The organism is Rickettsia africae ESF-5 (assembly GCF_000023005.1).
Taxonomy (GTDB): Bacteria; Pseudomonadota; Alphaproteobacteria; order Rickettsiales; family Rickettsiaceae; genus Rickettsia; species Rickettsia rickettsii.
In genome coordinates this window covers 806,541-819,076 of record NC_012633.1, presented here as the reverse complement: position 1 = coordinate 819,076, position 12,536 = coordinate 806,541, and the positions used below count along the sequence as shown (strand labels likewise).

Below are 12,536 nucleotides of genomic sequence, written 5' to 3'. Positions count from 1 at the left end.
CAAGGTGAAAATCACTTTAAAAAATCTATAAAATCATTGGATTAAGCTTTGTTGTGTGGTTCGATGTTATTCCTGTATGGCGTTGTTGTGTGGATCAATTCCCCCTCTGTCATCCCACGACTTGATCGCGGAATCCATTCTAAAATACTAATATTAGTATTTTAAATTATTTTTTTGGATACCGTGGTCAAGCCACGGTATGACATCTTAATAATTTAACTCATCCTTGTTAAAAACCCTTGACTCCTTGATATTCCTATAATATCCTATAATTTCCCATTAAATCCCAAATTAACCCAATGAATGTATTTTTATCTAAGTATGTAAATGGTGTTGATAAAAAGAGTAGGGTGTCGGTGCCGGCGAATTACCGTGCGGTACTAGGTAAAGAATTATTTAACGGTGTAATTGCTTATCCGTCGATTAGGAATAATTGTATAGAGGTGTGCGGTATTTCGCATATCGAGAAATTAAGGCAGATGATAGAGACGCTTGATCCTTATTCCGAGGAGCGTGATGCGTTTGAGACTATGATATTCGGGGAAGCTGTACAACTTTCCTTTGATGGGGAGGGAAGAGTTATATTGCCGCAATCTTTAATGAAGCATGCAGGAATCGAAGAGCAAGCATGTTTTGTAGGTAAAGGGGTGATTTTTGAGATTTGGCAGCCGCAGAATTTTGAGAAATATTTAAATGCCGCTCAAAAAATTGCTCATGAAAAGCGCTTAACTCTAAGGAATGCTCATTAATGATACAATCTCACGTGTCTGTAATGCTAAATGAAATGTTAGAGGCCTTAAGCCCAAAAGCCGGTGAGTCTTATTTAGATTGTACGTTTGGAGCAGGAGGATATAGCAAAGCAATATTAGAAAGCTGTAACTGTTATGTCACAGCCTTGGATCGTGATCCAAACGTGATTAAAAGAGCCGAAGAAATTCAGCAAAGTTACGGTGAGAGATTTGATTTTGTAGAAACAAATTTTGCGGATAGTTTTGCAAAGCTTAAGGAAAAAAAATTTGATGGGATAGTGCTGGATTTAGGCGTTTCATCAATGCAGTTAGATATAGCAGATAGAGGATTTTCGTTTTTGCATAACGGACCACTCGATATGCGTATGAGCGGGCAAGGGCTTAGTGCCGAGGAGTTTGTAAATGCGGCAGAGGAAAAAGAGCTAGCTGACGTAATTTACAAATACGGAGATGAGAGTTTTTCACGAAGAATTGCTAAGAGAATTGTAGAATATAGAAAAACGGCGAGAATTGATAGTACAAGCAAGTTAGCCGAGATTGTTAGAAGTAGTATAGGATTTAGAAAAGGCAAAATTGATCCTGCAACTAAAACTTTTCAAGCCATTAGGATTTATGTAAACGATGAGCTTGGGGAGTTAGAGCAGTTTTTAGTGAATGTAAAAAATATATTAAAGAAAGACGGACGTTTAGTTGTGGTGTCTTTTCACTCTTTAGAAGATAGGATAGTTAAGAATTTCTTTAAAGAAAATTCGGAAAAGCCGGTAGTAAGATCAAAATATGCTAAAGACGACATGACGATTGATCCAAATAAATGGCTTAAGATTATTACTAACAAAGCTCTAGCACCGTCAGATAAAGAAGTAGGGCTAAATATTAGAGCGAGATCGGCAAAACTTCGAGCAGCAAAAGCGATATATGAGTAATTAATTATGAGTATAAGAAAGCTTCACTATTTAACATTATTGATAACAATTATAGCAATATGTAGTTTGTTTAGCATAAAGGAGAGAGTCTCAACTCTTGATTATCAATTAAGTAGCGTTGTAAAACAGATAAATAGTGAGAATAATAATATTCATATTTTAAAAGCAGAGCAAGCTTATCTACTTTTGCCGGCTAGATTGGAAAAACTTGCGGCGGCTTATTTAAAATTAGAAACAGTTAAATCTTATCAAATGATAAAAGATCCGTTAGGGCCAAATATCGATCAAAATATTAAATTTAATCATAATATTAGTATTTCCAAGAGTAGTAAATGGCGTTACAAAAGAATTACAAATAATAAGTATATACAGACTGTTTCGAGTAGAGTGAAGGATACTCGATGAACTTCAAAAATTGGCTACGTCATCCTACAAGTACTGTGATACTCACGTATTAAGTATACGCTCCGTCCCTCGTCTTGTGGATTCCTTGCTCTTTTTGAAGTTGATCTTCGTATCTTGGTAGGATTGTTGCATGGCTTGGAAAAAGCGTTCGATGTCATTTCCGCGTAGGCGGGAATCTAGGGTAAAGCGAGATAAATCGAGCTTTTCAAAAAATCTTGATTTTAAAGATTTTTTATTTTTCAAATCAAGTTTTGAAAAGGTTTTAAAGTACTGGATTCCCGCTTTCGCGGGAATGACATAAGGATTGCGGAAATATTAGTGTTTGAAACACCATAAATAACATATGAAACAAATTTGGGAAAAATGGAAACCTACAATTAAAAGTCTAACAATTTGGAATGTTTGTAGTAAAAATACAAAAATCCGATTATTAATGGTTATTTGTGTCTTTTCTTTTCTTTTTTGTACTTTATCTTACAGATTGATAATCGTTGCTACGAATGTTTACGATAAAAATATTAATTCCTTTAAAAAAAATCATCAATTTAGAAAAGAAATAGTTGATCGAAACGGTAATTTATTAGCAGTGAACCTACCTTCTGCCTCATTATTTGCTAATCCACAAATAGTACTTGATCCTGAAACTTCCGTAAAAAAGCTAGCAGAAATTCTACCTGATATTAATAAAGCTAAATTACTTGCAGAACTTAAGTCAAATAAAAGCTTTATATGGGTAAAAAGGGATGTACTACCTAGTCAGCAAGAAAAGATAACTAGCCTTGGGTTACTTGGTTTTGAATTTGAAGAAGAGCAGAAACGAATTTATACCTTTTCTAATTTATTGTCGCATGTTGTCGGTTATGTAGGTAGAGACTCGGTAGGGCTTAGTGGTTTAGAGCTCGCTTATGATAAGTATTTAACTAATTCTGATTATGAATTAAATGAACCAAAGAATCGGAAAGAACCGCTTCAATTATCTATTGATATCAGATTACAAAGTATTTTAAGTGAGGAGATTGATAAAACTTTAAAGCAATTTAAGGCCATAGGAGCAGTAGGCATTATTGCTGATCCAAATAATGGCGAGATTTTAGCATTAGTAAATAAGCCTGATTTCGATCCGCATTATCCGAGTTTAGCCAAACCGGAAGAGCTGTTTAATATAGCAAGTCTCGGGATTTACGAAATGGGTTCGGTGTTTAAAGCATTAACTATGGCAGTCGGCTTTGATACCGGTGCAATAAATATGAATGATGCTTATGATATAAGTTATATGAAAGTAGGAGGGTTCCAGCTTAAGGATTATACTCCAAGGCAAGGATGGCATAGTGTACCTGAGATTTTTCTATATTCTTCAAATATTGGCACAAGTCAAATTATGCTTGAAATCGGTAAAAGCAATTTTAAAAAATACCTAAAGAAATTAGGTCTATTAGATCAGTTGCAAATAGAATTACCTGAACGAGGTACTCCGTTATTTCCTTCCGAGAAAAGATGGAATGAGTTAACGAGTGTTACTATGTCGTATGGCTACGGCATTTCGATTAGCCCTTTGCATTTTGTTAGAGCAATGTTACCGGTTGTTAACGGTGGTACTTTATATGATCTTACTTTATTAAAAAGAAAGGATGAAAAAGTAATAGGTACAAAAGTTTTTAGTGAAAATACCTCTACCCAAATGAAGAAATTATTTAGAGCGGTAGTAAAAGAAGGTAACGGTAAAAGAGCAGAGGTCAAAGGCTATCTTATCGGCGGTAAGACCGGTACGGCAGAAAAACTTTCACAAGGGGCAGGAAAAAAGAAATATCTAAAAAATAGTAGAGCGTCATCGTTTTTAGGTATGCTGCCTGCATCTAACCCGCAATATGTTATTTTTATTAGATTTGATGAGCCGAAACCGACTAAAGAAAGCTTTGGCTTTGCAACCGCAAGTTGGACGGCTGCCCCTACTGCCGGTAGAGTATTTGAACGTATGATATCTTTATATGGTTTAGAACCGATAGAACAAAGTGAGGAAGAAAGTTAAAATATTACCTAATAATTATAGATTTTGTCATTGCGAGCAGGCATTGTTGCGTAGATCGGTAAAACCTACTTGATGTCATCCCCGCCTATGCGGGAATGACATAAAACGATCTGTGCAACAAAAAGCCTAAATTTTCTGGCAATGACGCATTTATAAGCTAAAAAGGAGGTTTTTATGTCAAAAAATAAAAATATCACAGATAAACCTAGTATACCTATCCCATGGCTTAAGTCTTTTGATCTTACGACAATAATAAATAATATTATATCAAAACAACTATTTATATCCACAAGTTCCGAGGCACAAGAAGAATTAGAGCTTAGCGATAATGATAAAAGACCTAACCCTAGTTGTTGTGAGTTATTGTAGAATCCATATTCATTTTTTAAAACTGTACAAAATAGAAAATTAATTTATATTTTGTATGTGGTTGATATGGTCGTTGGGTGGTTGCAATTTTTCTATTGTCACCCCGTGGTTTGACCACGGGGTCCAGTAAAAATGACCACACAAAATGTTGTTTATATAGATCCCGCGATCAAGTCGTGGGATGATAACCTAATTGCCGATCAAGTCACGGTATGACACAGTACAAAACTATATAACAAAAAACTATTTATGTTAAAGATAAAACAGGAAATATATAAAAATAGCTTACAAATAATATTAAAATTGCTGTTTGCTTTGCTATGTTTTTTTATAATATTATTTCCGTTAGTGAGTTATAAAATAAATATTCAAAGCAGAATCTTTCCGGCGATGGAAATTATATTTATTTATTATTTTATGTCGTTATATTCCTTAAATATTTTTAGCATATTTTTTCTCGGTCTATTTATAGATCAAATAAGTGGTATGCCTATCGGTACAAATTCGCTAGTTTTTTTATCGGCATATACGATTTATAAATTATCTTCAAAATATTTTGTAGCTAAAAACTATTTAATAAATTTCATTATTTTTTGCGTTTATGGTTTATTTATATTGAATTTTAAATATTTACTAATAAAAATCAAGAAGCTAGAAGCAGACGGATATTTAATAATTTTCTTTCAATTTTTAACAACTATATTTTCTTATAATATAATTCGTCTTATACTTGACTCTCCTATGAATTACTTTAAAAAGTATGCTAAATAAGAAAATACTACATGGTGAGTTAATTTCACGAAGAGCCTTTATAATCGGATTAGGTAAACTCGGATTTTTATCGTTGCTTGGAATAAGAATGTTTTATTTACAGCTTATTAAAAGCGAAGAATATAAGACTTTATCGGATAAGAATCGTATTAATTTTGTTGTACTTCCACCGACTAGAGGAAGAATTTACGATTTAGATGGCAATATTTTAGCTACTAATAAACCATGTTATCAGCTAGTAATAGATAGAAGCATTAATAATAATTATAGGGATGAATTAGAAATAATTAGTAATATTCTAAATTTATCTCCGGAAAAATATAATTATATTAAGCAAAAAATTAAAAAATCTAGTCGCCACACTCCTTTAATAATATTTGATCAGCTTGATTGGCAGCAAGTATCAATGATTGAAGAACAAAAGCATAAACTCGCTTCAATATTTATTGATATAGGTTATTTAAGGTTTTATCCTTTTTCAAGCGTTACTTCTCATTTAATCGGTTATCTTGGTCAAATAAATGAGCACGAGAAGCAGGAATTAAATATACATAGTTTAAGCGATTTTAATATCGGTAAATCCGGTATTGAAAAATATTACGATAACAAACTAAGAGGAGCATTTGGTTATAAAAAAGTTGAAGTAAACGCTTACGGTAAGCAGGTAAGAGAAATAGCAGGAACCCCTACTAAATCGGGTGAAGATATACATTTAAATATCGATGTGTCTCTTCAGCAAAATATCCAGCAATATTTAAATCCTAAAGGTTCTTCGGCAATAGTTATGGATACTAAAACCGGCAATGTACTAATTTGTGCTTCCACTCCGGGTTTTGAATCAAATCATTTCAGTAAATTATCGGAAAATTATTGGCAAAGTTTAACGAGTGATCCTTATAAGCCTTTAATTAATAAGGTAATACAAAATTCTTATCCTCCAGGCTCAGTTTTTAAAATAATTACCGTACTTGCAGCCCTTGAAGTAGGCATTAATCCTAATAAAACCGTTTTTTGCGACGGTAGCTCTGCTCTTGGTACTAATAGCTTTAGATGTTGGAATCATAGCGGACACGGAACGTTAGATATGATGTCTGCTTTAAAGCATTCTTGTAATATTTATATGTATGAATTAGCAAGAATAGTAGGTCCGGATAAAATTCTTGAAGTTGCAAGAGAATTTGGCCTCGGTTCAAAAACCGGTATTGATTTAGCTCCTGAAAGTAGCGGGTTTGTACCGTCAAAAGAGTGGAAAAAGAAAAAATTAAAGCGTCCTTGGTCAATAGGAGATAGTTTTAATTTAGCAATCGGACAGGGGTTTCTAGGGGTAACGCCGATGCAGCTTGCAAGGTTTATTACAGTTATTGCAAGTAACGGTAAACTGTATACGCCTAGAATATTAAAAAATGATCCGGAATTTTATAATGTCAATATTAAGCCCGAAAATATCACAATAATCCAAGAAAGTTTGTATAATACCGTTAATGTTGCGGGAGGTACGGCGTATTATAATAGAATTTTAGGCAAAAATAGGCAGCTCGCTGGTAAAACCGGTACTTCGCAGGTGCAAGGCAAACTAAATGCTAAAGATGATTTAAGCCGTAAATCTATTGCTTGGGAGAGGCGTAATCATGCCTTGTTCTTAGGCTTCGCTCCTTATCACGATCCTAGTTATTCCGTTACCGTCTTTATTGATCATGGCGGAGGCGGTAGTAAAGCCGCCGCCCCTGTAGCTCGTAAAATTATGTCGGACGTGTTGGATAAGTATTTATAGCTTTTTTCAGTTTGTAGTTTGTGCTATTATGTGTCGTAATGTGTTATTAATTAAAGATAGGTCACAAGATGGCAAGACTGAATTTAACTATTCCGGACGAACTAAATAATAGTTTAGCATAGTCAGCAAAAAACTTAGACAGATCAAAAGGGTATATATAGTATGTAAAGCAATTGAATATTATCTACAGGAAATACAAGAAGATTCAGAAGATGCAAAATTGCTTTGCAAAGAATTAATGCCCCTGATTTTAAAACTTACACTACTGACGAAGTGAGGGAATGGTTAAAAAAGAAAAATGTTTAAAGTTATATGAGAAAATAAGGCATGTGCAGAATTAGCTGAATTGTGTGGTATCCAGAAAACAACTTAAAATACTAATATTATTAGTATTTTTAATTAGACCCCGTGCTCAAGGAACTAGGTGACAATGGCAAAACTGATCCACACGGATAATGCTAGCTTTATATAATTATATCTTAACTCATATCAAAAAATACTTTATTTTAGTTAGTAGTTTGTGTTATTAATAACTAGGCTTTGCATGCGGAAAATTAAATTAATCTATTTTTTGTTGTAAATCATAAGATTTTTTTGAAATAGGAATAACTATTATTGCAAAGATCTTATTAATTTTCTTTTACAAAACCTAGGAATTATTATAGAGGTATATATATGTCTAAGAAAAAGCAGGACGATCAAATAATAAAAGAATTAGAAGAAAGACTAGCAAAACTTAAAGGCACTCCTCCATCACTTGAAGAATTAGAAGAAAGGTTTGCAAAGCTCCAAGATAGACCTTATATCCCCACAAAAAAATCCGGTAATGAAGTAGACGATCTAATTGAACAGCTGCAATCTGAGCTTAAACTAGAACAAAAAAGTAAACGCCTTAATGATCAAAAAGACCAAGCAATACGTGATAGGCTAGATAAATTAAGAGAAGACAGTCCTATAACGCAAAAAAAGACACCTATAGATCTTTCTTTTAATGATACTAAATCAATAATTACCGATACTATAGATGCTCAGGCAGATATAGCTAGTTCATATGCTAATCGCTCTACCGAGTTAGAGGAGAAAAAAGCATTACTCCATTTAGCTCATAATCTAACTGAAGCGAGAGATATTATAAGGGATATACCCCCTATATCTAAAGAATATGCGCCTAAACTATTAGATGTTATTGCTAGTTGGTTAGGTAAAATTTATGAAGGAATAAAGAAAATAGCTTCGCCTGCAGTTAATATTATAAAAGAAATAGGTAGTAGTCTTGTTAATTCGATTAAATCACTTCCTCACCAATCTTCCAAGCAACAGATAAAATTAAAGAAGTTATATAGAACATATGTTGATTTGAAAGGAATAAAGCCAAAGATAAAAGAAGAGTTTCTTAAAAAACATTATGAGCGAATTGATCAGCTACAAACTCCTAAGGAAATATTTGTAGAAACTGCCAAAATTACTCAATCTATAAGGATAGCCGGAAAACAAAAGATAAATACTCTTAAACAACAACAAATTATTAATAGAATGAAGCAGCAAAGTCCTACTGCTTTTATAAATAATAATTCATTTACACCGTCTAATACTCCTACTAATAAAGCAAAGTCTTCCAAGAGCAACCAAAGGTAAATGCTATGTTCTTCCTGTGAAAGCAGGCATCTAGAAAAATAACCCTTAATATTGGACAAAATTATACCTTTAACAAAATAAGTATATAAAAAATTTTTTATATGTTTTACTGGATTCCCGCTTTCGCGGGAATGACATAAAGAGCATTTACTGATCCACACAACAATGCCACGCGGGGATGACATACTGAATGTTCGTATAAGGACCAAGGTATTTAAAGATTATTCTACTCCTTTCATTCCGCTTGTCTTAGCTTTATCAAACGAAGTATCTTTAATTGCTGCTTCGGTAAAATCGGCATTTGTTAGGTCGGAGTTATTAAAGTCCGCCTGATCAATTTTAGCTGATTTAAATATACTATCTGTTAATATTGAGTTTGAAAAATCTGTTTTAGTAAGTATTGCTGCAGAAAAATTAGCCTCTTTTAAAATGGAATTTTTTATTACCGTATTTGTTAGGTTAGCATTTTTAAAGATACTATTTGAAAAATCTACTCTATCAAATATTAAGTTGTTCAAGTCAAAATTTGTTAAATTCATATTTGCTAAGTGAGTTATTTTTTGCAAATCTTTTACCGAATTTATTACTATATTATTTGGTAGAATTTTGCTCGAATTATCACTATTTAAAATAATATTATTAGAAACATTAGTATTAATAAAACCGGAATACGCTTGGTAGTTAATATTATTTATTTGCGAATTAGAAAGGACGGAGTTAATAACCGTAGTATTTGTTAGAGTGGAATTTATTAGAGCTACTTGGTTTAAATTGCCTAAAGTAATTTTAACATCTGAAAAATTTACGTTTTGTATTAAAGATTTAGAAAAATTTATATTATTAAATTGTCCGTTAGTTATATTTGAGTTTATTATTTCACTGCTGTTTAAGTCAGTATTAATCACTATAAATTGTTTAAAATCATTATTGCTAAAAATATTATTAGTATAGCTAATATTATCTAAAGTAATATTTGAGCCTTTAGTTTTATTAATCCTTACAAAATTAGCATTACTATTTTTTATTGATAAAGTATTAAATTGATTATCGTTTAGACTCATATTATTTAATATCGCATTATTGATTTTAAAATGCTTTAAGACTGAACTACTAATTGTACTATTTTGTAAATCACATTTAGTAAGGCTAATATTTTGTAATGTTGAATCTTGAAAGGAAGCGTATGAAAAGCAAGAGTTATTACTTTGTACGTTATTAAAATTTACTTCATTAAAAATACTTTGTGTGAAGTTAGAATCCTTAATTATTACTGCTGTTAATGTAGTTTGACTTAGGTTGCTAGATTCAAAATAATTATTAGTAAAATTGGTATTATTTATTATACTTTTTTCTAAATCCGTACCGTAAAATATTGAATTTGTTATATTAGTATTTTTAAAGCTATTATTCTGTAGGTTAGCTTTTTGAAAATTAACACCGTCGATAGTATTATTGTTCCATAATACATGACTAAATTTAGAATTTTCAAAGTTGACATTTATTATAGTAGTTTTATTAAAAGCAGTATCGCTAAAATTTGATTGAACAAAATTTGTATTTTGTAATGTTATATTGTGAAAAATTGAACCTTGAAAGTCAGAATTATATCCGGAAATATTTTTTATTACCGAATCTGCAAAATTACTTTCTTGAATTATAGCATTTGTAAGTATTGCTTTGTCTAAATTGCTACCTGCAAAATCAGCACGTAATATTTCGCAGGAAGTCAAATCTATTCCTGATAAATCTTCATTTATTAGCTGTACTCCTATTAATTTTACTCCTTTTAAATTTGAACCGAACTTTTCTTTAAGGTTCACTTTAAGGTTTTTAGAATTTTGCGATATTATATAATTCCGAATTACCGTGCTTTGGCTATCCGTAAGTAATCCGTTCGCATCACGGGTAGATTCGGAACAGCTGCTTAATAACAAATAAATCGTAATTATTGATATGACTTTAAGCATTTGCTTCCTCATATTCTTCGTCATTTATTCTATTTGTAGGAGGTATATGTAAGCTTAATAATTTTAATTTACGATGCAAAGCCGATCTTTCCATACCGACAAATGAGGATGTTTTTGAAATATTATTATTAAAACGACTCATTTGTGCCGATAGATATTGACGCTCAAAAACTTCTCTAGCTTCTCTAAGCGGCATAGATAACATATCAAAGCTATCTTCAAGTTTTGTAAGATTAGCACTATTTGCTAATATTTCAGAAGGTATCATATAAGGTTTTATAATTTCATTATTACCTGTAGTTAACGGATTCATAATTAAAGTCCATTCAACAACGTTACGTAATTGTCTAATATTGCCCGGCCATTCATAGGATTGAAGAGCAGCGATAGTTTCATCGGCAAAGCTACGTTCTTTTAAACCTGAAAATTTTGAAAGTTGCTTAACAAAATACTTAACGAGTAGCGGTATATCTTCTTTTCTTTCATATAATGAAGGTACTTTTAGAGAGGATACATTAAGGCGATAATATAGATCTTCTAGGAATTTGCCGTTATTAACTTCATCTTGGATATTTTTAGAAGTACCGGTGATAATTTTTATATCAATTTTAATATTTTTTCCGCAAGGTTTTGTAATAGTTTGATCTTTAAGGAATTTTAATAATTTTACTTGGATGGGAATAGGAATATTACTGACCTCATCTATATATAAAGTACCGTTATTGGCAAATTCTAAGATAGTAGGGCGTTTATTATTTGCCTGCTTTTCCGATTCGCCGAATAATTCTTGATTGATTTTTTCCGTAGTCATACAGGTAGGGCTGAAAATAATGAACGGATTATTAACCCTTTTAGATTGTTTATGAATTAATCTTGCTGCAAGTTCTTTACCGCTACCGACTTTACCGTGAATCATTATACGACTGCTAGAGGTAGCTGCCTTTGCTATTGCCATTTTATATTTTAAAGTTACCGAACATTCGCCTACTAATTCAGTTTTATCTATAACCTTTGATTTTAAATCTATATTTTCGCGTTTTAACTTTGTTACTTCACAAGCTCTTGTAAGTAAAATAACTAATTTATCATTATTAAACGGTTTTTCTATATAATCGTAAGCACCCATTTTTATAGCATTTACTGCTGTTTCTATAGTACCGTGACCGCTAATAATTATTACCGGCATTAAAGGATAGCGTTTTTTTATTATCTCTAAAATCCCAAGTCCGTCAATTTCGCTTCCTTGAAGCCAAATATCAAGTATAACTGCAGAGACCGGTTTTTCGGAAAGTATTTTAAGGGCTTGAGTACTATTAGCGGCAACCTTAGGGTTAAAACCTTCATCTTTCAAATTTGCAGCAATGAGATTTCGTATACTCTCTTCATCGTCTACTATTAAAACATCTAGTTGTGACATTACAATTTACCTTAAAAATAATAATACTAGGTTCTTGCGTACGATTGCTAATTGATTGATATTTTTTAGCGATAATTAATAAGATTTTTGAAAGAATTAGTTATTCATATTTCAAAAAAAATCTTATAATTTGTAGCAAAAAATATCAATCAATTAGCAATCGTACGCAAGAACCTAAATATATACGTTAATGCCGAATGTAAAAGAAAGCAACATTTTTTTATAACATTTTTGTCACAATAGCTATTTATAATGTAAAGGTTGGCTAAGATTACATAATATTAAAATTATTTAAGGAATTTTAATTAATTTTATTTGCAGTTTGTAGTGTTATAAATGATTATATATAATGAGAGGGGTAGGATATCCAAGTCGTCATTGCGAGCGACCGTAGGGAGCGTGGCAATCTCATGAAATAATAACAAGCTCCTGAGATTGCTTCGTCAATTACTTCGTAATTTCCTCACAATGACGATGACGATTGTGTATCCAACAGTAAAACC

The 12,536-nt window shown here is 31.9% G+C and carries 10 protein-coding genes; 8 read left to right on the top strand and 2 right to left on the bottom strand.

What is annotated here, in order from left to right; translation table 11 throughout:
- Nucleotides 1-299: 299 nt before the first annotated feature.
- The 8 genes from mraZ to RAF_RS04335 all read left to right on the top strand — a co-directional run bounded on the left by mraZ (nt 300) and on the right by RAF_RS04335 (nt 8,649).
- A complete protein-coding gene (gene mraZ, locus RAF_RS04370; protein WP_010977464.1) occupies nt 300-749 on the top strand; it encodes a division/cell wall cluster transcriptional repressor MraZ in 450 nt (149 codons plus the stop codon).
- Nucleotides 749-1,672, top strand: a complete 924-nt coding sequence (gene rsmH, locus RAF_RS04365; RefSeq protein ID WP_012719851.1) for a 16S rRNA (cytosine(1402)-N(4))-methyltransferase RsmH — start codon at nt 749-751, stop codon at nt 1,670-1,672. The genes mraZ and rsmH overlap by 1 nt, the downstream gene beginning before the upstream one ends.
- Before the next feature lie 6 nt (nt 1,673-1,678).
- Entirely contained in the window at nt 1,679-2,077 is a 399-nt protein-coding gene (locus RAF_RS04360; protein WP_004998104.1) for a hypothetical protein, read from the top strand.
- 343 nt (nt 2,078-2,420) lie between these two features.
- Nucleotides 2,421-4,103: a peptidoglycan D,D-transpeptidase FtsI family protein gene (locus tag RAF_RS04355; RefSeq protein WP_012719850.1), complete on the top strand. Its 1,683-nt coding sequence runs from the start codon at nt 2,421-2,423 to the stop codon at nt 4,101-4,103.
- A gap of 174 nt (nt 4,104-4,277) precedes the next feature.
- Entirely contained in the window at nt 4,278-4,472 is a 195-nt protein-coding gene (locus tag RAF_RS04350) for a hypothetical protein (RefSeq protein ID WP_041471899.1), read from the top strand.
- A 249-nt stretch (nt 4,473-4,721) separates the two neighbouring features.
- The gene (locus RAF_RS04345; RefSeq protein ID WP_012719849.1) at nt 4,722-5,243 is read left to right on the top strand and encodes a hypothetical protein; all 522 of its coding nucleotides are present in this window, start codon (nt 4,722-4,724) and stop codon (nt 5,241-5,243) included.
- Nucleotides 5,233-7,014 carry a penicillin-binding protein 2 gene (mrdA, locus tag RAF_RS04340; protein ID WP_012719848.1) on the top strand — a complete coding sequence of 594 codons (1,782 nt, stop codon included), beginning with the start codon at nt 5,233-5,235 and terminating at the stop codon, nt 7,012-7,014. Before RAF_RS04345 ends, mrdA begins: the two co-directional genes overlap by 11 nt.
- A gap of 675 nt (nt 7,015-7,689) precedes the next feature.
- Nucleotides 7,690-8,649: a hypothetical protein gene (locus RAF_RS04335; protein ID WP_012719847.1), complete on the top strand. Its 960-nt coding sequence runs from the start codon at nt 7,690-7,692 to the stop codon at nt 8,647-8,649.
- A gap of 221 nt (nt 8,650-8,870) precedes the next feature.
- Here RAF_RS04335 and RAF_RS04330 read toward each other — a convergent pair whose 3' ends face one another.
- Nucleotides 8,871-10,616: a pentapeptide repeat-containing protein gene (locus RAF_RS04330; protein ID WP_041471898.1), complete on the bottom strand. Its 1,746-nt coding sequence runs from the start codon at nt 10,614-10,616 to the stop codon at nt 8,871-8,873.
- Nucleotides 10,609-12,033 (bottom strand): sigma-54-dependent transcriptional regulator, encoded by a 1,425-nt coding sequence (locus RAF_RS04325; RefSeq protein ID WP_012719845.1) that lies wholly within the window; start codon nt 12,031-12,033, stop codon nt 10,609-10,611. The genes RAF_RS04330 and RAF_RS04325 overlap by 8 nt, the downstream gene beginning before the upstream one ends.
- Nucleotides 12,034-12,536: the final 503 nt, after the last annotated feature.